Annotated in this window: 25 protein-coding genes; 16 read left to right on the forward strand and 9 right to left on the reverse strand. The window is 40.9% G+C overall.

Annotated features, from left to right (window positions below; genetic code table 11):
• Nucleotides 1-624 carry a gluconate 2-dehydrogenase subunit 3 family protein gene (locus tag ACST14_RS03995; protein ID WP_459460791.1) on the forward strand — a complete coding sequence of 208 codons (624 nt, stop codon included), beginning with the start codon at nt 1-3 and terminating at the stop codon, nt 622-624.
• Nucleotides 614-1357: a peptidoglycan editing factor PgeF gene (gene pgeF, locus ACST14_RS04000; protein ID WP_459460793.1), complete on the forward strand. Its 744-nt coding sequence runs from the start codon at nt 614-616 to the stop codon at nt 1355-1357. The genes ACST14_RS03995 and pgeF overlap by 11 nt, the downstream gene beginning before the upstream one ends.
• Here the strand turns inward: pgeF and ACST14_RS04005 are convergent.
• From ACST14_RS04005 to ACST14_RS04015, 3 genes are read right to left on the reverse strand one after another with little or no spacing between them, the layout of a single operon-like run.
• Nucleotides 1334-2053, reverse strand: a complete 720-nt coding sequence (locus tag ACST14_RS04005) for a peptidase associated/transthyretin-like domain-containing protein (protein WP_459460796.1) — start codon at nt 2051-2053, stop codon at nt 1334-1336. The genes pgeF and ACST14_RS04005 overlap by 24 nt on opposite strands.
• Nucleotides 2054-2108: 55 nt before the next feature.
• The gene (locus ACST14_RS04010; RefSeq protein WP_459460798.1) at nt 2109-2948 is read right to left on the reverse strand and encodes a phosphatidate cytidylyltransferase; all 840 of its coding nucleotides are present in this window, start codon (nt 2946-2948) and stop codon (nt 2109-2111) included.
• A gap of 4 nt (nt 2949-2952) precedes the next feature.
• Complete coding sequence (locus ACST14_RS04015; protein ID WP_459460800.1) at nt 2953-3903, reverse strand: CPBP family intramembrane glutamic endopeptidase; 951 nt, start codon at nt 3901-3903, stop codon at nt 2953-2955.
• Between the two features lie 33 nt (nt 3904-3936).
• On the opposite strand from ACST14_RS04015, the gene dusB reads away from it, so the two are divergent.
• From dusB to frr, 5 genes are all read left to right on the forward strand, one after another.
• Nucleotides 3937-4932, forward strand: coding sequence for a tRNA dihydrouridine synthase DusB (dusB, locus tag ACST14_RS04020; RefSeq protein WP_459460802.1), 996 nt, complete (start codon nt 3937-3939; stop codon nt 4930-4932).
• Nucleotides 4932-5807 (forward strand): DMT family transporter, encoded by an 876-nt coding sequence (locus tag ACST14_RS04025; protein WP_459460804.1) that lies wholly within the window; start codon nt 4932-4934, stop codon nt 5805-5807. The genes dusB and ACST14_RS04025 overlap by 1 nt, the downstream gene beginning before the upstream one ends.
• A 148-nt stretch (nt 5808-5955) precedes the next feature.
• Complete coding sequence (locus ACST14_RS04030; protein ID WP_459460807.1) at nt 5956-6651, forward strand: fatty acid desaturase; 696 nt, start codon at nt 5956-5958, stop codon at nt 6649-6651.
• Between the two features lie 54 nt (nt 6652-6705).
• Nucleotides 6706-7416, forward strand: coding sequence for a UMP kinase (gene pyrH, locus ACST14_RS04035; RefSeq protein ID WP_459460809.1), 711 nt, complete (start codon nt 6706-6708; stop codon nt 7414-7416).
• Between the two features lie 7 nt (nt 7417-7423).
• Nucleotides 7424-7984: a ribosome recycling factor gene (gene frr, locus ACST14_RS04040; protein WP_459460811.1), complete on the forward strand. Its 561-nt coding sequence runs from the start codon at nt 7424-7426 to the stop codon at nt 7982-7984.
• Nucleotides 7985-8012: 28 nt separating this feature from the next.
• Here frr and ACST14_RS04045 read toward each other — a convergent pair whose 3' ends face one another.
• Nucleotides 8013-8873, reverse strand: coding sequence for a patatin-like phospholipase family protein (locus ACST14_RS04045; protein ID WP_459460813.1), 861 nt, complete (start codon nt 8871-8873; stop codon nt 8013-8015).
• 62 nt (nt 8874-8935) lie between these two features.
• On the opposite strand from ACST14_RS04045, the gene ACST14_RS04050 reads away from it, so the two are divergent.
• Nucleotides 8936-9910 carry a polyprenyl synthetase family protein gene (locus ACST14_RS04050; RefSeq protein ID WP_459460815.1) on the forward strand — a complete coding sequence of 325 codons (975 nt, stop codon included), beginning with the start codon at nt 8936-8938 and terminating at the stop codon, nt 9908-9910.
• 75 nt (nt 9911-9985) lie between these two features.
• Here ACST14_RS04050 and ACST14_RS04055 read toward each other — a convergent pair whose 3' ends face one another.
• On the reverse strand, nt 9986-12598 hold the full coding sequence (locus ACST14_RS04055; protein ID WP_459460817.1) for a TonB-dependent receptor domain-containing protein: 2613 nt from the start codon (nt 12596-12598) through the stop codon (nt 9986-9988).
• Between the two features lie 102 nt (nt 12599-12700).
• Between ACST14_RS04055 and ACST14_RS04060 the strand changes: the two genes are divergently transcribed.
• The 5 genes from ACST14_RS04060 to argH are packed head-to-tail and all read left to right on the forward strand — an operon-like array spanning nt 12701 to nt 17471.
• Nucleotides 12701-13249 (forward strand): GNAT family N-acetyltransferase, encoded by a 549-nt coding sequence (locus tag ACST14_RS04060; RefSeq protein ID WP_459460819.1) that lies wholly within the window; start codon nt 12701-12703, stop codon nt 13247-13249.
• 48 nt (nt 13250-13297) lie between these two features.
• The gene (locus ACST14_RS04065; RefSeq protein WP_459460821.1) at nt 13298-14272 is read left to right on the forward strand and encodes an N-acetylornithine carbamoyltransferase; all 975 of its coding nucleotides are present in this window, start codon (nt 13298-13300) and stop codon (nt 14270-14272) included.
• Nucleotides 14272-15054: an acetylglutamate kinase gene (argB, locus tag ACST14_RS04070; protein ID WP_459460823.1), complete on the forward strand. Its 783-nt coding sequence runs from the start codon at nt 14272-14274 to the stop codon at nt 15052-15054. Before ACST14_RS04065 ends, argB begins: the two co-directional genes overlap by 1 nt.
• Nucleotides 15032-16126, forward strand: a complete 1095-nt coding sequence (locus ACST14_RS04075; protein WP_459460825.1) for a M20 family metallo-hydrolase — start codon at nt 15032-15034, stop codon at nt 16124-16126. The genes argB and ACST14_RS04075 overlap by 23 nt, the downstream gene beginning before the upstream one ends.
• Before the next feature lie 4 nt (nt 16127-16130).
• Nucleotides 16131-17471 (forward strand): argininosuccinate lyase, encoded by a 1341-nt coding sequence (gene argH / locus ACST14_RS04080; RefSeq protein ID WP_459460827.1) that lies wholly within the window; start codon nt 16131-16133, stop codon nt 17469-17471.
• Here the strand turns inward: argH and ACST14_RS04085 are convergent.
• Entirely contained in the window at nt 17449-18033 is a 585-nt protein-coding gene (locus tag ACST14_RS04085; RefSeq protein ID WP_459460829.1) for a riboflavin synthase, read from the reverse strand. The genes argH and ACST14_RS04085 overlap by 23 nt on opposite strands.
• 46 nt (nt 18034-18079) lie before the next feature.
• Between ACST14_RS04085 and ACST14_RS04090 the strand changes: the two genes are divergently transcribed.
• Nucleotides 18080-18679 carry a DUF1684 domain-containing protein gene (locus ACST14_RS04090; RefSeq protein WP_459460831.1) on the forward strand — a complete coding sequence of 200 codons (600 nt, stop codon included), beginning with the start codon at nt 18080-18082 and terminating at the stop codon, nt 18677-18679.
• Here the strand turns inward: ACST14_RS04090 and ACST14_RS04095 are convergent.
• From ACST14_RS04095 to ACST14_RS04105, 3 genes are read right to left on the reverse strand one after another with little or no spacing between them, the layout of a single operon-like run.
• Nucleotides 18672-19376 (reverse strand): head GIN domain-containing protein, encoded by a 705-nt coding sequence (locus ACST14_RS04095; RefSeq protein ID WP_459460833.1) that lies wholly within the window; start codon nt 19374-19376, stop codon nt 18672-18674. The genes ACST14_RS04090 and ACST14_RS04095 overlap by 8 nt on opposite strands.
• Before the next feature lie 49 nt (nt 19377-19425).
• The gene (locus ACST14_RS04100; RefSeq protein ID WP_459460835.1) at nt 19426-21816 is read right to left on the reverse strand and encodes a PspC domain-containing protein; all 2391 of its coding nucleotides are present in this window, start codon (nt 21814-21816) and stop codon (nt 19426-19428) included.
• Nucleotides 21817-21827: 11 nt separating this feature from the next.
• Nucleotides 21828-22166 carry a PadR family transcriptional regulator gene (locus ACST14_RS04105; RefSeq protein ID WP_459460837.1) on the reverse strand — a complete coding sequence of 113 codons (339 nt, stop codon included), beginning with the start codon at nt 22164-22166 and terminating at the stop codon, nt 21828-21830.
• A 138-nt stretch (nt 22167-22304) separates the two neighbouring features.
• On the opposite strand from ACST14_RS04105, the gene ACST14_RS04110 reads away from it, so the two are divergent.
• Entirely contained in the window at nt 22305-23510 is a 1206-nt protein-coding gene (locus ACST14_RS04110; RefSeq protein ID WP_459460839.1) for a sensor histidine kinase, read from the forward strand.
• Entirely contained in the window at nt 23511-24437 is a 927-nt protein-coding gene (locus ACST14_RS04115; RefSeq protein WP_459460841.1) for an AEC family transporter, read from the forward strand. It abuts the gene before it with no gap.
• Nucleotides 24438-24470: the final 33 nt, after the last annotated feature.

The raw sequence follows: 24470 nt of genomic DNA on the forward strand, positions 1-24470 counted from the left end.
ATGAAAAGAAGAGACTATTTAAAAAATATGGGCTTAAGTTCACTGGGCTTAGCCGTTTTCAATCCCGATGAAAAAGCGATTGAGAATTTAGAATTAGGAAAAGTTCCGGTCAAAAGACCGAACGGGCGTACGCAAGAAGAAGCAGAAATGGAAGCTCGCCTACTGGCGGAGGTGTTCTTGAACGCGCATGAATTAGCTACCATCACCGTTTTGTCTGACATCATTATTCCAGCTGATAAAAAATCGGGAAGCGCGTCCCAATCAGGAGTTACCGCATTCATTGAGTTTATCGTGAAAGATAAGCCAGAATTAAAAACACCGATGCGCGGTGGATTGCGTTGGTTAGATGTAGAATCGAACAAGCGTTTTTCGAAAAATTTCACTGAATTAACTCCTGCTCAGCGACTAAACATCGTAGATGAAATTGCTTACCCTGGTAAAACACCTAAGCATTTATCTCAAGGGGAATCATTTTTCACTTTGATGCGAAATTTAACCGCAACGGGATTTTATACGTCCAAAATCGGAATTGCCGATTTAGATTATAAAGGAAATACGCCTAACCAGTGGGATGGCGTACCAGATGAAGTTTTAAAACAATATGGTTTGAGTTATGACGCCTAAGCGTGTCACTAGACCAGCCATTTTTCAGTCCATTCCAGGCCTCGTGGCGGGTGTTAGCACTCGCCACGGCGGCTTAAGTGAAACTCCCTATACTTCTTTAAATCTAGGTATCCATACAGATGATTCTCCTGAAATCATCGAAAAAAACCTTGCCTTATTTTGCGAGGATGTAGGTATTTCTCCATCAGATCTAGCCCGTTCTTATCAAGTACATGGGGACAAAATTTGGGTGACTGGTCGTCCCGGATATCAAACCGGTTTCGATGCCATGGTCAGCGTTCAAGCCGGAGTTTTTGCCGGTGTAAGTATCGCTGATTGCACTCCCATTTTACTTGCTGATCCAGTTGCAGGTATTTGTGCAGCCATTCATGCTGGTTGGAAAGGAACGGTCGCTGGAATCGTCGAAAAAACAGCAAAACGGATGATTGAAAACCGAGGCTCGAATCCTGCTAACATTTTGGCCTATATCGGACCTTGCATTGGATTAGCTAATTTTGAGGTCGGCGACGAAGTCGCCGCACAATTTGCTGCCGAATATAAAACACGAGTAAACAATAAATGGCATGTGGATTTAAAAGCGGCAAATGCTGCTCAACTTGAAAAGCTAGGAATTACACAGATAGAAATCGATCCTGCCTGCACGGTAGAAAACAATGGAGACTATTTTTCGCACCGAAAAGAAAAGGGATTTACTGGCCGAATGATCGCCTTAATTGGATTTCAAATTACGTAGGAACATTTGGCGATTAAGATTCTCTTTAGGCATCAATTCGTAAGCCTTTTTATAATCTTTTCGCTTCAAATCTCCATTCTTCACAGACTTGATGAAGCTAATCCAAGCAAATGGATTCGTCAAAGCTAACATAGGACTACTAAAGAAGTTTTTATTTGCCTGTGATGAGACCATCATGTCAGAGAAATTTCGAAAATTCGATGAGGCTCCCATCCCCGCTTGCAAAGCAAAGACATTCAATTTCGATTGCTCTAAATTTTCACGCGCATTATCTCGTTCTCTCGCATTCCTCAATTCCATAGCTAAGAAAGCCTGTTTAAACTCTTCCTCACTAGAATGAGGGAAAACTTTCACTTCCCGAAGCATCGTCGTCAATTCATCCATCGGAATAATAACTTGATGTACTAATTCGGTATCACGCGGGACGATATAGTATTTTTTCTTGTAACCGATATACGAAATCACTAGGCTATCTCCCGGAAACACATACATATCTACCTGTCCGAAATTATCACTTAAGGCACCGCGACCAGCCTGGGGATTAAATATGTAAGCCAAAGGAAGGAACTCCGCATTACTCGATGCCACCACCCGCCCTTGGAATAAGACCGTTTTATTCTGACCTTGAGAGAAGGCTGTCATTGAAAACAAGCTTAAAGCGAGGATTCCCAGAAATCGAGTAAAGTACTGTTTCATCTTAAAGCCGAAATTAAGCAAAAAATGAATCCAAAATGGTTAAAACCTGTTAAACTTAGATTTTGGGAAATAATTTCAAGAAAGTGATGATAAACGGAACCGATAAGAGTAAACCATCAAATCGATCTAAAAATCCGCCATGACCCGGTATCGTATCTGCAGAGTCTTTGATATTTATACTTCGTTTAAATAAAGATTCCACTAAATCACCATACGTTCCAGCCACCACAATAATAACTCCGATTCCAAACCACTGCCAGCCCTCGTAATTCGTAAAATAGATCGATAAAACATAAGACACGATCATCGCGGCGATTAAACCGCCGATACTTCCCTCCCAAGATTTCTTAGGAGACACACGTTCGAATAGTTTTGTCTTACCAAATTTCGTTCCAGCAAAATAGGCACCCGAGTCACTAGCCCACAATAGAAAAAGACATCCTAAAACGATTTGGGGATCATACGTGTCATTTTTTATAAAGGCTAAAACGGTAAACAAAGCGAAAGGTAAAGCCACATATATGATCCCTAAGAACGTATACGCGATATTTTTAAATGGCTTTTCATCTTTAGCATTATACAACTTAATAAAGAAGATTAAAGCTAATAAGGGTGAAAGGATATAGTAATTAGAATAAGCAATCTCCCCTTTTTCAATAAAAAAGGTCAATAAATGCAGCACAACTCCGCAGAAAGTACCGTAAAATGTCAAGGGTAAATTGTCACTAATACTGCCGACTAACTTATAAAATTCGAGTTGTGCCGCTGCACCAATCAATAAGAAAAAAGCCAAAAAAGTATAATCACTAAAAAGTACACAGAAAAGCAAAAATGGCACCGCCACTATAGCTGCGATCACGCGTTGTTGCAAATTAGACATTTCTCTTAAACCCATAAATCTATTTTTCTAATCGCATACTATGCAGACGACGAATGTAAAATACCACTAATGCTACAGATATCAACACAGACCACCAAGGCGTAATTTCTCCTAATTTCTCTGGATCAACTGCGATTTGCTTCTGCTGGTACATATAATGCATGGTTAAGGTCCAGCCATTATTAAATAAATGCGCTACTATCGGAATCCAAATATTGCGATTCCACACATATAAATACCCGAAAAAGGCCCCTAAAAACAAACGCGGAAAGAATCCGAAAAATTGAAAATGAATAAAGCTAAAAATACCCGCAGAGACCCAAATCGCCACGTGGTGATTCCCTACATAGCGTTCAAATAAAGTTTGTAGCACTCCTCTAAAGAATAGCTCCTCCCCTAAAGCGGCCAACCCAGCAATTACGGCTAAACCTATGGCAAAGTCCGTAGGACTCTGAAAGTTGATTAAAAACTTAGTTAATTCGGCTAATTGTGTTTCTGACGCACGCATCCATTTTTCGGTCTCTTCGAATCCAGCCGGCAAGATAATGGACTCATTCCACTGAATCAGGTATTCAAGCATCGGCATTCCCACTAAAATAGTGATGATAGACCAAAGAAATACCCGGTAATCTGGTTTTGTATTTTCCGATAGAGAATTAAAATCGCGTTTTTCAGACCATCGCAAATAGGCCCAAGAACTTGCCACAAAAGTGAAAAGAGCCGAAAACCACTGCATGGCCATCATGGCACGAAAGGCTCCCTCGTAGTTTTGGGGATGTGCCATAAAATCCAAAACGGATTTTTGAAATTGATTCACATCCTGTGTGGGGAATCCTACAATTAATACGACTGATAATAGACCAATAAATTGGCCTATAAATCCTCCTAATAGAAAGAATCCAAATAATATTAAGATCTTAGACAGCAAACCGAGGTAACGTTCGGGGCCTTGAAAATTGTTATCTACCATAATGCTCGTAAATTTACAGAATTTTTAATCAGAATGGTAAAGATAGGTAACATAGAGCTAGGCTCATTCCCATTGCTTTTAGCGCCCATGGAGGACGTTTCTGACCCGCCTTTCCGCGCGGTGTGCAAAGCGAACGGCGCTGATTTAATGTATACAGAGTTTATTTCGTCGGAAGGATTGATTCGAGATGCCGCAAAAAGTGTGCAAAAATTAGATATTTTTGAATACGAACGTCCGATTGGCATTCAACTTTTTGGTAGTTCCATCGAAACGATGGCGTCTTGTACAGAGATCGCCACGAAAGCTGGCCCAGATTTAATTGATATAAATTACGGTTGTCCCGTGAAACAAGTGGCTTGTAGAGGCGCTGGTGCCGCTTTATTGCAAGATATTCCGAAGATGGTGGCGATGACGAAGGCCGTGGTAAATGCAACGCATCTTCCGGTCACCGTGAAAACACGTCTTGGCTGGGATGATTCCACGAAAAATATTGTGGATGTGGCGGAACGCCTTCAAGACATTGGAATTCAGGCATTGACTATCCATGGAAGAACGCGCGTTCAGATGTATAAGGGTGCAGCAGACTGGGAATTAATCTCAAAAGTGAAAAATAATCCCCGTATTAAGATCCCCATTTTTGGTAATGGAGACGTCGATTCTCCTGAAAAAGCGAAAGAATACCGCGATCGATACGAAGTAGATGGGATCATGATAGGACGTGCGTCCATCGGATACCCTTGGATATTTAATGAAATCAAACATTATCTTGCCACAGGGGAGCACCTCGCTCCTCCTACCCTACAACAACGCTTGCAAGTATGCTTAGATCACTTGGATTTCTCGATTCGTTGGAAAGGAAATCACGGAGGAATCGTTGAAATGAGACGGCATTATTCAAATTATTTCCGCGGAATGGATCATTTTAAACCATTTAGAACCCGTTTAGTAACTACTTATGACTTTGAAGAAATCAAAAGCATTTTAACTGAAATTTCGGAACATTATGAAATGGTTCCTTTTAACGCCTAATGGACAACAAACAAAAATCCCCAGTTCTATTCATCATTTTAGCCTTTATTGCACTTTCCTTGATTTGGGGTAGTTCCTTTATTTTGGTCAAAAAAAGTTTAGTCTATTATAGTTCTCCACAGGTAGGTGCTTTGCGTATTTTTGCTGCCTTCATTTTCTTTATCCCGGTGTTTTTAAAACAGCGACATGAAGTCAAAAAGGAACATTGGAAGAGTTTTCTATTAGCGGGTTTGACTGGAAATTTAATTCCAGCCATCTTGTTTTCGATCGCAGGAAAGCACCTAACTTCGGCGCTTTCAGGAATGCTGAATGCCTTTACGCCACTTTTTACCCTGATCGTAGGAATTCTAATCTTCAGACAAGGTTTTCAATGGCGCCAAATGATTGGCATCATTCTAGGCATCGCCGGCTGTATCGGATTAATTGCGGGAGGCGAAGGATTCAATCTAGATTTTAATTTTCACGCGCTTTGGGTGGTATTAGCCACTTTTCTTTACGGTTTCAATTTGCACATTGTTAAAACGAAATTATCAGGCTTAAATCCTTTTACGGCTACAGCAGGAATCTTTATGGCCATTGGGCCACTTTCGTTTATTTTGTTAGCCTCCACTGGATTTTTTGCTCAACCTATCGAATGGTGGCCCTTTTTAGCGGCTTGTTCTTTGGGCGTTTTCGGTTCAGCCATCGCGATGGTATTATTCAATCAATTGATTAAATGGACGAATGCCATTGTCGCTAGTTCTGTCACCTATATCATCCCCATCGTAGCTGTAGGCTGGGGAGTTTTCGATGGCGAACAGGTGTATATATCGCAAATTATTGCGATGATCATACTGTTGATTGGTGTTTATGAAATCAACCGATCAAAGGCTTGATTTTGATGCGATAAAAGATCCATTGTAAATAAAAAGAAAAGGTTTGCGCATTTGCAGAAAACCTAAAAGACAAAATAAAAAGCAAAAATACTAGAACAATTTCCCTAGTTTTGGAGTAATATAGTTGCTTTCACATCTGGCCATATCCATGAGCAAATTAAGTAAATTTCAAGGAGTATTTTGGGCGGTTTTATTGATCTCCTTGTGGAGCGCAAATTTAGCCTATTGGATTCAGACTGATTTTAGCTGGTCAGACCCTTGGATTTATGTCGCTATTCTAGTTCAAACCCATTTATATACCGGCTTATTTATCACCTCACACGATGCGATTCACGGGGTGGTTTATGCGGAAAATCCAAGTATAAATCATGCGATTGGTCGTTTTTGTACGCTCCTTTTTGCCTTTAATGATTACAGTACCTTGCGGTCAAAACACCACCAACACCACGCCCATGTAAACACGGATACTGATCCAGATGTGCACCAAGGGCCTTTTTTACTCTGGTGGTTTAAGTTTATTTGGCAATACGTTACTTGGAAGCAGGTGCTGGCTATGGCGATTACCTATAATATTTTAAAGATTTGGTTTCCGATGTGGAATTTGATTTTGTTTTGGGAATTACCGGCGATCTTAAGTACGCTACAATTATTTATTTTTGGAACTTACCTTCCACATCGCGGAGAACACGCAACGGATAACAAACAGCAATCGAGAAGTCAGGGGAAAAACCATGTGTGGGCCTTTATTTCCTGCTACTTTTTTGGCTATCATTATGAGCACCATGCACAACCCTATTTGCCTTGGTATAAATTAGCTAAAGCAAAGGACGAAAGCCTTGTCTAGACCTAGATTTTTTCTAAATTTGCAACGCACAAAATCGACATAAATAATCACCTCATGAAAGAACCTAAATACAAACGCATTTTATTGAAATTATCAGGTGAATCTCTTTCGACAGACGGAGAAGTAATTGATCCGACTATTTTAGGACAATATGCAGCTGAAATTAAAAAGGTGCATGATTTAGGTGTTGAGGTAGCTATCGTTATTGGTGGAGGAAATATCTTTCGCGGAGCGAGTGCAGCGAAAGCGGGTATCGACCGTGTTCAAGGCGATTACATGGGCATGTTAGCCACCGTGATTAACGGGATGGCGGTACAGGCTTCTTTGGAAAAACAAGGATTGTATACGCGCATGATGACAGCTATCAAGGTAGAAGCAGTTTGCGAGCCCTTCATTCGCCGCCGTGCGATGCGACACTTAGAAAAAGGCCGCATTGTGATTTTTGGTGCAGGAACGGGTAATCCCTATTTCACGACAGATTCAACGGCTTCCCTTCGGGCGATCGAGATCGAAGCGGATGTTGTTTTAAAAGGAACGCGCGTAGACGGTGTCTATTCGGCTGACCCAGAAAAAGATCCAACAGCGACGCGCTACACAAATTTGAGCTTCTCGGAAGCTATTTCGAAAGGATTAAAAATTATGGATACGACGGCATTTACCTTATGCCAGGAAAATAACGTTCCCATCATTGTGTTTGACATGAATAAAGATGGGAATTTAGCGGCCTTAGTTTCGGGTGAGGACGTAGGAACATTAATTAGCTAATTGAAAAATGGAAGAAATTGAATTCTATATTGAAGCAGCTGTCGAGACCATGGACGGCGCGATCAAGCACTTAAACATTGAATTATCTAAGATTAGAGCTGGTAAAGCGAGCACGTCAATGTTAGATGGTTTGACCATTGATTATTATGGTATGCAAACCGCTATCTCTGGCGCTGCTTCTATCACCACTCCGGATGCACGTACGATTGCAATCAAGCCTTTTGAAAAAGGGATTTTTGCCGAAATCGAGAAGGCAATTCGCAACTCTAATTTGGGATTAAATCCGATGAATGATGGGGAATTAATTCGCTTATCTATTCCTCCGATGACGGAAGAGCGTCGCCGCGATTTAGTAAAACGCGTAAAACAAGAAATCGAAGTAGCTAAAATCAATATCCGTAATGCACGTCAAGACGGAAACAATAACATCAAAAAATTAAAAGGGGATGGCGTTTCTGATGATGCCATTAAAGAGGCAGAAGATAAGATCCAAAAGAAAACGGATGCCTACATCACGAGAATCGATCAGGTTTTCAACGAAAAAGAAAAAGACATCATGTCAGTGTAATTGAAAAGCCTCGAATTCGAGGCTTTTTTTATGTACTCATCCCTTGTGCATAACCCGTTTCTAACATACGGCGAATGTCCATCTTCGTGAAATGCTGAATGTCGATACTCAAGGGTTGTAAGGGTCGAATAATTTCTAGCTTCACTTTGGAACGAGAAACTAATAAATCCGCATTCAAGATCTCATTCACAGCAATATCCATCACCCTATCCACCAGGGCTAAAAGATCGCCTGAATCGAAATCGCCACCCTCTATCATCTCGGTATGACAAGCAATCACCACAACTTCGGTTGCACCATCGTTAATCGCTTTTTGCAGAGGCGCCACATCCCTCAAACCACCATCTAAATAGGATTTCTGTTTTAGACCTTCGATCTTCACGACAGGCATCAAAATGGGGACGGCTGAAGAAGCCATTAAATAGTCTTGAAAATTGCTAAAACTAGGATCTACATAATGCATGGTCCCCTCCATGATATTCACCGCACCTATTTTCAATCCCACTGGACTCGCATTTAGATTTCGCTCTTGCAAAACATCCGATAATAGGTCGCGCAGTGGACTCGTATCCACCAGTCCTTTGAAGCTTTTGGTCAAGGCCGTCCAGCCTAATTGAAAAATGTTAAATGGTTTCGATAAACAATCTGGGCGCGTTATGCGAAGTTCCCAAAAATCCCATAAATCTTGTGCTGCTTGAGTATAAGAAAGAGGTGTTCCAGCATTTACTTGTTGACCGAATTGATTGACTAAATAAGCCGCATTTAAACTGCCGGCTGAGACGCCATATATGGCATCTGGTTGATAGCCTTTTTCAAAAAGTGCCCTGATGACACCCGCTTGAAATGCCCCTTTCACTGAACCTCCTGCTAAGACTAAAATCTTACTCATAATACCTTTTTATCCACAATTCTGATTAAATTTACGCAATTAACTATTCCAAACAATCCCTCATGTCCTACTCTATCTCTTCCATTCAAGCGCCCATCGATGATTCGATGAAGGCATTCGAAGGGAAGTTCAAGGCTTTCATGAAGACAAAAGTGATGTTGCTCGACACCATCATGAATTATATTGTCCAAAGGAAGGGAAAACAAATGCGACCGATGTTCGTCTTTTTGACGGCTGGATGCATGGGAGAAATCACAGAAAAAACATTCAGAGGCGCCGCATTAATCGAATTACTGCATACAGCTACCCTTGTTCACGACGATGTCGTCGATGATTCTAATTATAGAAGAGGATTCTTTTCCATCAATGCCATTTGGAAGAATAAAATTGCTGTTTTAGTGGGGGATTATTTGCTCTCTAAAGGCCTGTTGCTTTCGGTGGAAAATGAGGATTTCGATTTATTAAAATCGGTATCCACCGCAGTTCGTGAAATGTCAGAGGGGGAATTACTACAGATTGAAAAAGCCAGAAAATTAGACATTACAGAGGAGGTCTATTTCGATATTATTACTAAAAAGACGGCCACCTTAATTTCTGCTTGTTGTGCCGTCGGATTTCAGTCGGTCGGTGCATCTGCTGAAATGGTGGAGAAAGCTCGTTTATTTGGAGAGAAAGTGGGTATTGCCTTTCAAATCAAGGACGATTTGTTTGACTACGGGGATGCGGAGATAGGGAAACCTTTGGGAATCGACATAAAAGAGAAAAAGATGACGCTACCGCTGATCTATGCCCTTCAAAAGACCGATTCATCCACTAGAAAGCACATCATTCAATTGATCAAAAAAGAATCGGACGATTCGAATAAAGTACGCGAAGTTATCAACTTCGTGAAATCAACGGGAGGCTTGGCTTATGCTAACAAAAAGATGAATGAAGTCGCCGAAGAAGCCAGAGCTGTCTTAGCAACGTTCCCTGCCTCAGAATACCGAAACTCGCTGGGTGATCTACTCAGCTATACCATAGAGCGCAACAAATAAGCGAGCGCAATAAATAGGTCATAAAAAAGGGAACCATTGCTGATTCCCTTTCCCTTTCCTTACTTAGACAGATATTTAACGAGGTCCGCCACCGCCACTGTAGCCGCCTCCACCTCCGCCGCCGCCCATACGCATGCCCGGCATACCCATCGGTTGAGCTGGCGCTGCTGGTGCATCGCTATCGCCTTTCGTATCATCGTTATTAACTGATTTCTTCTTCTTCGTAGGACCGAATGACATCTTACCTATACGATAAGAGAAATTGATTTTAAAGTTCATATTTCTTAATGTGTTCTCACTAACTGAGTTGATAACAGGAGTTTGGGTTTCATTACGAATAACAAATCCATTAGGAGTCAAGAAATTTTCCGCACCGAATCCGATACTTCCTTTTTTATTCTTGAAGTCCTTCTTAAAGCTTAAGCTATAAATTCCAAAACCTCCCTGAGAACCTTGTAATTGAACTTGATTTACGCGGTAGAACGAGAAGATTTGCGCTCCCCAGCCATTACCCATGTTGTAATTACCGAACACCCGGAAGTTAGATTGCAAGCCTTGATTTTTCGCATTCAATAAAGGATCAGCCACATTGTTCGCTAAAACCATGTAAGAAAGATCTCCCCCACCACCGATCATTAACTTATTTGAAAGGTTCACGTTTAAGTTAATGTTCATTCCATAGGCATCTTCGTTACCAATATTTCTAGAAGTAGTTTTTACCGTATCACCGAATACCTCTCTAATTTGATTGATAGCTCCCGTCGTATTTCTAATAAAGAAGGACGTAGAAACATAGGTTTGCTTCACAAACTTGCTAAACGAAACTTCATAATTATTGGTGTATTCCGGTGCTAAATTAGGGTTACCCGTAGAAATATTTAATGGATTGGTAGCATTCACGTTGGGATTCAAGTTTTGAATACCTGGACGTTGAATACGGCGATTATAGCTAAATCTCCAGGTGCCTGACTTAAAGGTTTTGGACATATTAAAACTAGGAACTAAAACACCATAAGCAGGAATCACGGTATTCTGACCTTCTTTCTTTAGGAAGCTAGCCGAGATATCTGTGTATTCATAACGCGCACCTGATTTAATACTCCACTTATTTTTTGTTGTTAACGTATACGAACCATAAGAACTATAAATATATTGGTTATAATCAAAGACGTTAGAAGGCAAAATCGCGGAATTGACTTGTGCATATAACCCGTTACTACCTGCTGTAAAGGACTTATAATCCGAGGTCACATTACGTAAGATACCTTTAGAGCCAAACTCTAACATTTGATTTTTAGAAATAGGAGTTTGGTAATCTAGTTGGAAAGTAGCCTCCTCATTATAAGATGAATTCTCGTTCTTGATCGAACTCATAATCTCCGACATGGTAGCTTTCGGATTCATAATCAAGTTGAAAAAGTCGTTTGCACGGTTGTTGCGGCTATACATAGATAGAATAGAAAATTCTTTCTGCGCTTTTGCGAACGTATGTGTATAATCCACGTTGATATCTACGTTTGCTGATTCTTCTAATGAATTCGTATTCCGAAGGGAGGAAACTACTCCATTTCTAATTTGCTGTAAACCATCTTGCCAGTTATTACCATTACGCAATCCAAAACGCGTACTAGCCGTAATTGAATTAAATTTGTTCAAATCCCAATCGAAACCTAATTGGTAATTTCCAAATATTCCTTCGCGTCTAGATTCCGCCGTCTGAACGTTAGTCGTCTGTAAACCATTATTAGTCGTAATCTGAGTACTCTCGAATTTACCATTCACGTTGTATTCAGAACGGCCAAAACCACCCAATGACATTCCCCAAGTCTTGTTTCTAAAATTTCCATTTAAGGATAAATTCGAGCCACGCACACCAGCAGAGGTATCAAATGATAGGGTTAAACCTTGTAAAGTATTCTTTTTAGTAACGATATTAATAATACCAGCACTACCCTCCGCATCATATCTAGCCGAAGGTGAAGTAATTACCTCGACCGTTTTAATCATATCAGCTGGAATTTGTCTCAAAGCATCTGCAATATTAGATGCCATAATAGTCGAAGGCTTGTTATTAATTAACACCTTCACGCTAGTGGAACCACGTAAAGAAGGGTTACCATCTAAATCGACAGAAAGCATAGGCACTTTTTTCAACACATCTGTTGCATCGCCACCCCGATTCGAAGCATCTTTTTCTGCATTATATATGGTACGATCCACACGCTCTTCGATTAGTGCGCGCTGACCTTCCACTGTTACCTCAGAAAGCATTTTAGAACTTGACTGCAATTTGATAACTCCTAAATCGCGGTCATCATTTTTTTCTGACACCTCCACAAATAAGGTTTTAGTATCGTATCCGATGAAGGAAACGACGATCTTGTAAGATCCTACCGCCACCTTATTTAGCGTAAATTTACCTACACCATCAGCCACGGTACCATCTACGGGTTTATTTGTTTTTGTGTTGATTAAGGCCAAAGTTGCGAATTCAACTGGCTTAGAATCAGTCGAATCTAAAAGGAATCCGATGATTTTTGCACTTCCCTTAGTCCCTGATTGCGCAGTACCTGGAATCACTGTTTCTTTCTTAGGCGCTGCACCGAAACCACCAAATCCTCCCGGAATCTGTGAAATAGCGGAGAATGATAAGCTCATCAGTGCGAATAACGTGATAATTTGTTTCATTATGTGTTGTTTAAAATCGTATTTAACGAATGCAAAATTTGTACATTCTATTTAAAGGCCTTCTTTTTTGCGACCAAAATGGGTAATTTGTAGTCCAATATCATGATCAAACTTCAAACACCTCGTCTTACTTTAATCCCATTGAACCATGAGCACTTGCTAGTTTGGCAGCAATCAGGCCGCAAAGATCTAGAAAAAATGCTAGATCTTCAACCTAACCCTTGGAATTTAGAATTGTTTTTTGAACAAGAAACCAAGCAAGCTTTAGACGATTTTTGGATTCCTCAGACAGCTAAATTTCCCTTGGATTATTATTGGTATACAAGTTGGGAAATAATCTGGAAGGCGTCGTCCTGCTCTGTGGGGGGAATCGGTTTAGCAGGGTTACCGGATAATGAAGGGTCTACTGAAATCGGATACGCTATAGATCAAAAATTTCGGGGACAAGGAATCGCGACTGAGGCGGTGAAGGCTTTAGCTGACTGGGCATTCTTAGATTCCGGCCTACAGTTGCTGCGTGCCGAAACACCGGTAGATAATGAGGGGTCGCAACGGGTTTTAGAGAAAAATAGGTTCCAAAAAACCGGGGAGAAAAATCTCCCACTCGAAATCCCCCTGCAAGTTTTCACCTGGGAACGCCTTCGTTACTGATCTTTTTCAGTAATTTTACTGAATTGCCAATGTTAGACAGCTAAAAGCATGCAAAATTTTACTTCCGTTAAAGACGCTTATAATATTCAAAACTTAGTTAATGAGGCTTTGTTAATGAAGAAGACTCCGTTTGCTGACAAGCATATTGGGAAAAACCGAACACTCGGTTTACTATTCTTCAATTCGAGCCTTAGAACGCGTTTATCTACCCAAAAAGCTGCTCAAAACCTCGGAATGGAGGTAATGATCATGAATGTGGGGGCGGATTCTTGGCAACTAGAAATGAATGAGGGCGTCATCATGAATGGCGACAAAGCAGAACATATATCGGAAGCAGCTGCCGTAGTAGGCTCTTATTGCGATATTGTAGGGGTTCGGAGTTTTCCTGGCCTGGTAGACCGGGAGCTAGATTATAGCGAGCAGGTTCTAAATCAATTTTTGAAATATACAGGACGGCCATTAATCAGTTTGGAATCATCCACACGCCATCCATTGCAATCCTTAACAGACTTAATTACGATTAACGAATATAAGACGGTGGAGCGACCTAAAGTGGTTTTAACCTGGGCACCTCACGTAAAAGCCTTGCCACAATGCGTGCCTAATTCTTTTTCTGAATGGATGAATCACGCTGACGTGGATTTTACCATTGCACATCCTAAAGGATATGAATTAGCACCAGAATTCGCTGGCAACGCGAAAATATGCTATGACCCGAAGGAGGCCTATGCAGGTGCAGACTTTATTTATGCAAAGAACTGGTCCTCTTATCAGGACTATGGAAAAATACTTTCCTCTGATCCTGCTTGGATGGTGGATGCGGCTAAAATGAGTTTAACAAATAATGCTAAATTCATGCACTGCCTTCCCGTCAGACGGAATTTAGTTGTAGCAGACGAGGTAATCGATTCCCCTAATTCGATTGTGATTCAGCAGGCGGGTAACCGGGTTTGGGCAGCGCAGGCTGTTCTAAAGGAGATGATTTTAACCTTAATGAGAACGGAAAGTCCTTATTTATTCTAATGACTAAAATGCCCACCCTTCAAGTAGTTAAAATAGGCGGAAATGTGATCGACAATCCATCCGCACTAGCTAGCTTTTTGCAGGATTTTTCTTCATTAGAAGGGCCTAAATTACTTGTTCACGGAGGTGGCACAATTGCTACGCAAATGGCCACTTCGATGGGTATTGAGAGTCAAATGATTGAAGGAAGACGCGTCACAGACGAGGAAAGCCTTCGCATCGTGACGATGGTCTATGCGGGATGGATTAATAAATCGATCGTAGCTGAATTACAAGCTTTATCTTGTAATGCCTTGGGCTTAACTGGACCCGATGGAGGAATCGTGCTTTCGAAGAAAAGGGCCGCAGAACCGATTGATTATGGCTTTGTGGGTGATATTGTTTCCGTGAATGCGGCGGCGCTATCTGGTTTAATCTCAGCCGATTTTTCGCCTGTTTTTGCTCCTATTACAGCTGATTTATCAGGTCAATTATTGAATACGAATGCGGATACAATGGCGCAGGCTTTGGCGATAGCGCTTAGTGCGAGCTATCAGGTGACTTTAACGTATTGCTTCGAGAAGAAGGGGGTTTTGTTAGATCCTGCAGATGATGAATCTGTTATTTCGTCTATCAACCCAGCTTCTTTCCAAGAATTAAAAGATAAGGGTGTGGTCTCTGCGGGGATGATTCCTAAATTAGAGAATGCCTTGAAGGCGATCTCAGCCGGGGTTTCGGTGGTGCGTTTATGCCACGCGGAAAACTTGCAAAAAAACAACATTGGAACAAAAATTAGTGCCTAATATGTACCAAGAAAGTCAATTTCTAGCCGCCAAAAATCTATTATCCCAGCTAATAGCCTGTCCTTCTTTGAGTAAGGAGGAGCAAGGGACGGCACAGATTTTGGTGGACTTTTTCACAGAGCAGGATATTCCTTCCAATCGTTTAGGCAATAATATCTGGGCTACGAATTTGCATTTCGATGCATCGAAGCCTACTATACTTTTGAATTCACACCACGATACGGTGAAGGCAAATGCCTCTTGGACCTTCGATCCCTTAACAGCCACAGAGCAGGAGGGAAAATTAATCGGGCTCGGTTCTAATGATGCAGGGGCTAGTTTGGTTTGTTTGATCTCGACATTCGTCTCCTTCTACGCTTTGGAAAATCTCGAATTCAACCTGGTTTTAGCGGCTACCGCAGAAGAGGAAATTTCTGGCACTGGTGGTATCGAAGCCTTATTAAATTCAGGAGATTTACCTTCTATCAAATTTGCAATCGTGGGGGAACCGACGGATTGCGCCATGGCCATTGCAGAAAAAGGTTTACTAGTGGTGGATGCACAGGTCAAAGGAATCGCCGGACATGCGGCTAGAAATGAGGGAGTGAATGCGATTTATTTGGCTTTGAAAGATATCCAAAACATTCAAAATCATTCGTTCGCGCGCGTTTCTGATCTTTTAGGACCTGTGAAAACGACCGTTACGGTCATAAATGCAGGCAAACAACATAATGTCGTTCCTGATGTGTGCGATTACGTCATTGATTGCCGGGTGAATGAATATTATACCTTAGAAGAGGTTTTAGCTGAACTAAAATCCATCGTTCAAGCAGAATTAACACCTCGGTCGATTCGATTAAATTCCAGTAAAATGGAGGATTCTCATCCCATTGTGAAGGCAGCAATGGATTTAGGATTACCCTTATTCGGATCGCCTACCCTTTCCGATCAAGCATTATTATCCGTACCTTCCGTTAAAATAGGTCCCGGACATTCCGGCAGATCGCATACGGCAGATGAATTTATATTGTTGGATGAATTGAAACAAGGCATCCAAACCTACCAAAAACTACTACTTCAAGTAAACAAATAAGATTGTGGCAAAACTTTGGCAAAAAGAAAATCAGACGACAGACGCTAAAATCGAGAAATTCACGATCGGTAATGACCCCGTGTATGACTTGCAATTAGCGCGCTATGATGTGCTGGGTTCGCTGGCTCACATCACGATGTTAGAAAAGGTAGGTCTTTTGGCTGCGGATGAATTAAGTCCTCTTTGTGCTGAATTGAAGTCTATTTATGCCCAAATCGAAGCGGGCGATTTCACTATCGAAGACGGAATGGAAGATGTCCACTCGCAAATCGAATACTTATTAACCCAGAAATTAGGCGATCAAGGTAAGAAAATTCACGCGGGCCGCTCTAGAAACGATCAAGTTTTAGTGGATTTGAAATTGTTTATGCGAGCTGAGATCCAGCATATCGCGGATGCGGTAGAGCGTTTGTTTGATTTACTCATCGCCAAAAGCGAAACACATAAAAACGATTTATTACCCGGTTATACGCACTTGCAGATTGCGATGCCTTCGTCTTTTGGACTTTGGTTCGGCGCTTATGCGGAGAGCTTGGTAGAAGATATCGAGTTATTAGAGGCGGCCTTCCGTCTAGCGAACAAGAATCCCTTAGGTTCTGGCGCGGGATATGGATCGTCCTTTCCTTTGGACAGAAAATACACGACCGAATTATTAGGCTTCGAATCACCTCACGTGAATGTAATCAATGCGCAATTATCACGTGGAAAGACCGAATTATTCCTTTTAACGGCCATCGCACAGATCGCCACGACGCTAAGCAAATTAGCGATGGATGTGTGTTTATATAATTCCCAAAACTTCGGTTTCATCGAGCTACCCAGCTCTTTAACGACAGGGAGTTCCATCATGCCACACAAGAAGAATCCGGACGTAGCCGAATTATTGCGCGGAAAAGCCAACAAATTAAAAGCCCTTCCCAATCAATTGCAGCTATTAACAAGCAATTTACCGTCTGGCTATCACCGCGAATTCCAGTTAACGAAGGAATTATTAATGCCGGCTATCGAAGAAATTTTAGACGGTTTAGAAATCACACATTATATGGTCAGCCATATGAAGGTGAAGCAAAACCTGTTAGCTGATTCGAAATATGACCTATTATTCTCCGTGGAGGAAGTGAATAAATTAGTGGTACAAGGAGTTCCGTTCCGGGAGGCTTACCAAATCGTCGGTAAAAAGATCGAAGACGGTGCTTTCGACGGAAGTACACGAGAGATCAATCACACACACCTAGGTAGCATCGGAAATTTAGGTTTGGCTGAAATTCAAGACCAAAAGGAAATCGCTTGGAAGCGTTTTGGCTTTGAAAAAGTAAACAAAGCTATCGCTGCATTAATTTCTTAATATACTTTCCTAGAATATCGAATTCTAAGTTCACGCGATCCCCTATTCGGAGTTGGTGAAATATGGTGTGCTCGTAAGTGTAAGGAATGATACAAACCGTAAATGAGTCATCCTGAGAATCCACTACGGTTAGGCTGGTGCCATTCACACAAATCGAACCTTTTTCAACGGTAACGTGCCCACTGCTTTTCGGATAGCTAAAACGGTATTCCCAGCTTCCTTGTTGATCTTTTATTTCCGTACAAATGCCCGTTAAATCGACGTGCCCCTGAACAATATGCCCATCGAAACGTGCATTCGCAGCCATGCAGCGCTCTAGGTTGACTTTTTGGCCTATCGCTACATCACCCATATTCGTCTTCTGTAAAGTCTCATCTATCGCTGTTACCCGGTATTGATCACCCAGGATTTCCACCACAGTCAAACAAACACCGTTGTGCGCGAGCGATTGATCCACCTTTAATTCTTGCGTAAAGGGACATGTGAACCAAAATTCTACATTTGTTCCCTTTGCATCCTTCTTAATTAGCGAGCCCATCGCCTCCACAATACCTGTAAACATCTGAATTAATTGTTATTTTTACGTACCCAAAATTACACGCATTCCTATGAAATTCAATAAATGGCTTCTCTTTCTAGTTCCCATCATCGCAATTCTCGCCTATTTTAGTATTCCGACCCCAAAACCGGTGGAAGAAACGGGAGCAGATGTGATGAAAATTCGTAGCGATAAAGACGCCGCATTTTCTGAAGGCGAAGAATCCCCTATTAAGGATAAAGCATCATTTAAGGGCCTAAAATACTATACTTTTAACAAAGCATATATCGTCGACTTCGTCTTAGAAAAAGCAGAGAAGGCAGAAACGGTGGAGTTGAAGATGACGGATGGGACTACGGAAAAGTTAATTTTATTCGGGGTTATAAAGGGCGAAATCGGCAGTTTCACTGTTTCTTTGCGGCTTTATCAACATGAAGACGGGGATTTCTTCCTACCGTTTAAAGACAAGACCGCCCCCACAGAAACCTATGGAGGCGGACGTTTTCTAGATTTACCCCTAACTAATGTAAAAAACAATCGATTGCGAGTGGATTTTAATCTGGCATACAATCCCTATTGTGCTTATAATGAAGAATTCGCCTGTCCCATTCCTCCCGCAGAAAACACCTTACCGATTCGCATCGAGGCTGGTGAGAAAAATTTTAATTAACCTGGTTTAGCGAAGCTGCACCCGAAAGATCTTTTTTAATGACCGGACTTCCCTTGTATTTCACATGGGATGCTCCAGACGCATCTACTTGCAAGGTCTTTTGAACGTGAACTTGAACACTACTAGCTCCCGATGCCTCTACATCGATATTTCGCGCTAAGAAATCCAGCGCTTTCAAGTGACTGGCACCAGACGCCTCCACTTTCAAATAATCCGATTGTCCTGCGATTTTGAAATCCGATGCCCCACTAAGTTCAATTTTTAACTTATCCGTTCGGAGCCCTTCGGCCGAGCCTTTTGCTGCTCCAGAAAAGTACAAGCGCATCTCCTCTTCGTTTGAAAAACCTGTCAAATCCACTTTACAGGCCCCTCCAAATTCTCCAGTTTCTAGACGAGGAAGGGTAATATTGATAACGATTTTAGAACGGTTATTATTCCAACCCCAGTTCCAGCTTGACTCATAAGAAATTTCTAATTTACCCGAAGAGGTAGTCACATCTAATTCATCGATGTCTTTTTCACGTCCCGTAACCGAAACGGAGTACACATTTCCTTTGTGGATGTGTACATCGAAGGCACTTCCTAATTCGATGGATTTGAAATTAGCTACTTTGAATTTTTTGGTAACGATCGCAGGGTCTGCGAATGAACTGAAAACGACTAATAAGGCGGTGAATAAAGACAAGAATTTTTTCATAAAATTTTAATTTGTTGCAAGATGCTTCTGTTTCAAAAAGGGTTGCATGTTATTTTACAATACTCCATTTATAATTAACACCGTTGCTCGATTTATTCGAAAATTTAGAACTTTCAAATTTTTTCCCTTGCACTAGATTAGACGCGTTAAGTTCCATTTTAGCGTATTTATCAATGGAAACAAAGGCTTTCTCGACGGAGAAATCAGCGGCCACTAATTCTGCAGAATCAAATGCACTCACATTCAATTGTTTTGCCGTCCCTTTTAAAGTCAAGCTATGAAAGCCACGTAGTATCACGTCCAAAGTTCCCAGTGTAAATCCTTCTATTTCTGTGCTCGCATTACCACCTAAATCTACCTGCTTCAAATCAGGAACTTCAATCTCTACTTGAATCCCCGGCTGAATCTTATCGAAAATTAGCACGTTATTCTCTACGTGAACCGAACTTTCTAAGGCTTGATTTCCTTTATAGGTGATTTTAGGAAGGTCCCCTTTTTTGATCTTGATCTGGGATGATTCCGTATTCAATCCTTTGATAGAACTAAAATTTTCTAGGTCTTTTGTAATCGTAAAATCTATCTTATCAGTTTCCTCTTTCGACTCTTCCTCCGAATGCGGCGTTCTATTTAAACAAACTAAGCCCTTATCCGCTGAGAATGTCCAAAGCGATCCGATAAACAAATCTTGTCCTTCTTCGTGGAAATAACCTGATTCTAACACATTGTCCATGTAATAGGCAAAGGCACGTGTCATGCTGAAAGATTTTCCATAAGGAATCATGATCTTCACCTTCATGCGTTGTGCTCTAAAGCTGGGATCTAACAAACTAAAGTGCGTGTCAAAACGAATGTCATTACCTTTTTGCAAGTAATTGTATTGAATCTTTTTGGCATTCATCTCCGCTTCCTTACGGGTTAATCCCTGTGATTTCGCATAAGAAATTACCTGAATAGTTTTCCCATCATAACCCTCGATTTCGATATTAGCCCGATTAAAGCGCTCTTCGTTATAATCATGGTTATTATCGTCGTCGTCATCAAAATCAAAAGCAAATTCCTCTACTTTTTCCCCTAACATCATTTGCCAAATCGTCTCGTTATCCTTCTTATCAATATCTAACACATAGGTCGTCGAATCTGAAACGGCTATTTCTTTAACTTGATTATAAGAGGCAGAACGCTGAAAGTTCCGGCCATAAAAAGCTGCCGCAGCAAACAAGCCTACCCAACCCACGATAATCATAGTAGTGGAAGCAATCTTATACGTCTTGTTGTAGAATTTGCGATTCGCTAATAAGGAAACTCCCGCGATGACGATTGAAACAAAAATAGGTAAGAAGGCCATCACTAAAGCAGGAACAGCCCAGAACGGAAAATCTTTTGCAATCAAATACAGCGGCAATGGACCCATGTGGACAAGCTGCCCTTGGTCAATACCCGTAAATCCAACCGTACACAAAGCCCCTAACACGATGATAAACGCAATACCCAAAATCAATAAAATGATTCCTAAAAAGATTTGAATAATCCATCGAAGCACATTCAATGGCCCTTTCAAGGCAGAGAAAACTGTCGCTGCAATGCGGAACGGAAACAACAAGACTTTTGTCAATCCATTTTCTTCTGTTTCATTCGGTTGCACACTTTTCTTAATATTGTTCTCGATATTTTCCAGCGTGATCGGCTCGCCCGTCATCTCCATCTTGTCCTTCATGCTCTTTGCCTCTGGCGTGATGACCATAATGACTAAGTAGGCGATAACTCCTGATCCAAACAATCCCACAGATAGAACAGCCAATACACGCAATAAACCTACATCCCAACCTGTGTACGCGGATATTCCTGCCATCACACCACCGATCACCTTTTTCTCCGGATCACGGTAGAACTTGCGGTACGATTTATCATCATCCGGATTCATTTCACCCGGAATAGCTGCCCAAATAATGATGTAAGCCCAGAATACCACATTTCCTAAATGAAACAGGGGGAAACTAGCGCTCAATAAAGCCAATAAAACGAGGCGCACCCAGATCGGATCCACCTGAAAATAGCGAGCAATCCCAGCTGCCACACCCCCTAATTTCTTACGGGTGATATCACGACGAAAAACCTTAGGCCCATCAACTGATTTAGGAGCTGTATAGCCTTCTTTTTTATCCTCCTCCTCTTCCACTTGCTTGAAATCAGCCACAGTTCCTAAAGAGGCAATAAGCGTCTCCACATGTACTTGCGAAATAGCTTCTACCTTTTCTGTTTCTCGGATGTTCCAAAACTTCTCTGCAATACTCGATTCGATATCCGCAATAATCTCTTTCGATCCTTCAAAGGACTCAAAATAGGCATGAATGGATTTTAAGTAGGCGTCTAATATAGCATAGGCATCTTCTTCGATGTGGAAGACAAATCCTGCGATGTTGATTGATAAAGTCTTTTTCATATGTCTATTTTTTAAGCCTTCGGTGAAGCGTTTGAGATTTGGTTAACGGATGTTTGTAATTCTTCCCAGGTCGTAGACATTTCAGCTAAAAATTCCTGGCCTTTGTCTGTTAATAGATAATATTTTCGGGGCGGACCTGAAACAGACTCCACCCAGCGGTAATCTAAAAACCCTGCATTTTTCAATCGAGTTAATAAGGGATATAAAGTTCCTTCCACGACAATAATTTTTGCGGAAGTGAGTTCCGATAATAAGGTAGAGGCATAAACCTCCTCTTTTGAGATAATTTTAAGAATACAAAATTCGAGTATTCCTTTTCTCATTTGCACCTTGGCATTTTCAATATCCATGGGTTATTTATTTAATTTGATATTGCAAAGATAGCTAAGGTACTTTGTATTGCATAGTACCTTAGAAAATATATTTGCGAATTTGGATAAACGGTAGGTAATTTGTGATGAACGTACTCTTTTAAGGGTAAGAATAATATGATATTTAAAGATTTCTCTCTGCCATTAGCCCTTTACAACCGAGATACCTGGTTGAAAGTCGCCTTTTTCACGGTCAGTATTGTGATGGCAGGATTCTCTCTGTACTTTACGGATGGCTTAGTTTCAAAATTAGAGGAACGAGAAAAACAGCAAATTGAATTATACGCCGAAACAATTCGCTATGTATTGACCAGTGATAATAATGCAGATATTAATTTCTTTTTTGAAAGAATAAAGAAAATCAACGAGAATAATACGATTCCGGTTATTTGGAAAGATGGTTCAGGTCATCTGAATTCCATCAATATCCCCATTTTAGAAACGCTAACTACCGAGAAGAAGCAAGAAATCTTGCAACTAAAACTGGTAGAAATTATCGCAGAGAATAACAAGCCCATTGAAATGGATATGGGTTTCCAAAAAGAGTACATCTATTATGGTAATTCGAAGCTTTTAAAATTACTGCGCTATTACCCTTTATCGCAATTATTAGTGGTGCTGATTATCGGATTCTTGGGCTATATTTTTCTATCCTATTCACGTAGGGCGGAGCAGAATAGAGTTTGGGTAGGTTTAGCTAAAGAAACGGCACATCAATTAGGTACTCCCCTTTCGTCGTTAACGGCTTGGGTGGAACTCTTGAAAAATGAACCCCACATTAATCCCGATATTGTGGTTGAATTATCAAAAGATATTCAACGATTAGAAACCATAACGACACGTTTCTCTAATATTGGATCAACTCCGGTTTTAAAACTGGAAGATGTAGAAGCCGTGATTCAAGGATTTATCAGTTATTTAAAGATCCGTATTTCGTCCAAAGTCACAATCGAAATACATTCCTCTTTGGCCGCTAACCAAAATGCCAATATTAACAAATACTTGTTTGAATGGGTCATCGAAAATATTTGCAAGAATGGAGTCGATGCCATGGGGGGAATAGGGCATTTATCTATCGAATTAAAGGAGGGGAAAAATAAGAGAATTAACATTGATATTACGGACACGGGTAAAGGAATTTTGCCGAGTATAACGTCTAAAATTTTCTCCCCTGGTTTTTCTACGAAAAAACGAGGATGGGGATTAGGGCTTACTTTGGCCAAAAGAATTATCGAAAATTACCACCAAGGTAAATTGACATTGAAATCAACTGAAATTAATAAGGGATCCACTTTCCGCATTTCCCTCCCTAAACCCGAATAAATGACTGATCCTAATATCGTTTTTGGTTCGGCTTTATGCATCATCGCGATAGGGTATGCACTAAAAAGTGCGGGATTTATTCAAGATCATGACGGGAAATCGATCTCGAAATTTCTGATGCATTCCACATTTCCCGCCTTAGTTTTTTCGACTATGATTCGGGTGAATATCACCTGGGACCTAATCTACCTTCCTTTGATTGCCATGCTTTTTGGGATGTTTTTATCCTTTACGGCCTTTCATTTATTTAAACAAGTTGAGCCTGAAAACCGGGGTGTGATGACGGTAGGGAGTGCGGGATTTAATTTAGGAATCTTCGCCTATCCTTTGATTGAAGGGGTTTTTGGCATACAAGGTTTGACTTATGCGATTATGTTTGACCTAGGAAATTCCGTGGTGAATTTCTTCGTGAATTATGGGATGAGTAATTATTTTAGTAGAGGGCCAAAAAATAAAAATATTGCCGCGCATATTTTCAAAAGAATCATTTCATTACCTCCATTGCAAGCCATGATTTTAGGGGTTGTAGTCAATGTGTTAGGTCTTAAATTTCCCACCTTTGCGTTAGACCTCATATCTACCATCGCATCTGGGAATAAACCTATCGTACTTTTATTGATGGGTATCTATTTCAGTGTGCGATTATCTAAAAAATCCTATCTGCGGGTCTTCCAAGTATTAAGTCTACGTTATATAATGGGTTTTTTAGTGGGAGGACTTTGTTTTTACTTGTTGCCATTTGAACTTGGATTCAGAAACTTACTCCTGCTTTGCCTCATCTTGCCGGTGGGAATGACCGTCATTACCTATTCCGATGAATTGAATTTAAATACTCCCCTAGCGGCTTCTCTTGTAAATATTTCACTCATGATTAGTTTTGCCATCATGTGGATCATGGTGACTGTTTTCCACATGAGCGCGATTTAAACGATTTTTTTGGTAATTTTATAAAACATTGGC

The sequence above is a fragment of the Aquirufa sp. A-Brett2-15D genome, from assembly GCF_054558735.1.

Coding starts and splice junctions, on each gene's coding strand:
- ACST14_RS04105 (WP_459460837.1), bottom strand. CDS start 22,166: ATGGATATTGAAAATGCCAAGGTGCAAATGAGAAAAGGAATACTCGAA.
- ACST14_RS04010 (WP_459460798.1), bottom strand. CDS start 2,948: ATGGGTTTAAGAGAAATGTCTAATTTGCAACAACGCGTGATCGCAGCT.
- argB (WP_459460823.1), top strand. CDS start 14,272: ATGACTAAAATGCCCACCCTTCAAGTAGTTAAAATAGGCGGAAATGTG.
- ACST14_RS04090 (WP_459460831.1), top strand. CDS start 18,080: ATGAAATTCAATAAATGGCTTCTCTTTCTAGTTCCCATCATCGCAATT.
- ACST14_RS04050 (WP_459460815.1), top strand. CDS start 8,936: ATGTCCTACTCTATCTCTTCCATTCAAGCGCCCATCGATGATTCGATG.
- ACST14_RS04030 (WP_459460807.1), top strand. CDS start 5,956: ATGAGCAAATTAAGTAAATTTCAAGGAGTATTTTGGGCGGTTTTATTG.
- ACST14_RS04065 (WP_459460821.1), top strand. CDS start 13,298: ATGCAAAATTTTACTTCCGTTAAAGACGCTTATAATATTCAAAACTTA.
- ACST14_RS04110 (WP_459460839.1), top strand. CDS start 22,305: ATGATATTTAAAGATTTCTCTCTGCCATTAGCCCTTTACAACCGAGAT.
- ACST14_RS04015 (WP_459460800.1), bottom strand. CDS start 3,903: ATGGTAGATAACAATTTTCAAGGCCCCGAACGTTACCTCGGTTTGCTG.
- ACST14_RS04045 (WP_459460813.1), bottom strand. CDS start 8,873: ATGAGTAAGATTTTAGTCTTAGCAGGAGGTTCAGTGAAAGGGGCATTT.
- ACST14_RS04085 (WP_459460829.1), bottom strand. CDS start 18,033: ATGTTTACAGGTATTGTGGAGGCGATGGGCTCGCTAATTAAGAAGGAT.
- ACST14_RS04005 (WP_459460796.1), bottom strand. CDS start 2,053: ATGAAACAGTACTTTACTCGATTTCTGGGAATCCTCGCTTTAAGCTTG.
- pyrH (WP_459460809.1), top strand. CDS start 6,706: ATGAAAGAACCTAAATACAAACGCATTTTATTGAAATTATCAGGTGAA.
- dusB (WP_459460802.1), top strand. CDS start 3,937: ATGGTAAAGATAGGTAACATAGAGCTAGGCTCATTCCCATTGCTTTTA.
- ACST14_RS03995 (WP_459460791.1), top strand. CDS start 1: ATGAAAAGAAGAGACTATTTAAAAAATATGGGCTTAAGTTCACTGGGC.
- ACST14_RS04025 (WP_459460804.1), top strand. CDS start 4,932: ATGGACAACAAACAAAAATCCCCAGTTCTATTCATCATTTTAGCCTTT.
- ACST14_RS04100 (WP_459460835.1), bottom strand. CDS start 21,816: ATGAAAAAGACTTTATCAATCAACATCGCAGGATTTGTCTTCCACATC.
- ACST14_RS04055 (WP_459460817.1), bottom strand. CDS start 12,598: ATGAAACAAATTATCACGTTATTCGCACTGATGAGCTTATCATTCTCC.
- pgeF (WP_459460793.1), top strand. CDS start 614: ATGACGCCTAAGCGTGTCACTAGACCAGCCATTTTTCAGTCCATTCCA.
- ACST14_RS04095 (WP_459460833.1), bottom strand. CDS start 19,376: ATGAAAAAATTCTTGTCTTTATTCACCGCCTTATTAGTCGTTTTCAGT.
- ACST14_RS04115 (WP_459460841.1), top strand. CDS start 23,511: ATGACTGATCCTAATATCGTTTTTGGTTCGGCTTTATGCATCATCGCG.
- frr (WP_459460811.1), top strand. CDS start 7,424: ATGGAAGAAATTGAATTCTATATTGAAGCAGCTGTCGAGACCATGGAC.
- ACST14_RS04060 (WP_459460819.1), top strand. CDS start 12,701: ATGATCAAACTTCAAACACCTCGTCTTACTTTAATCCCATTGAACCAT.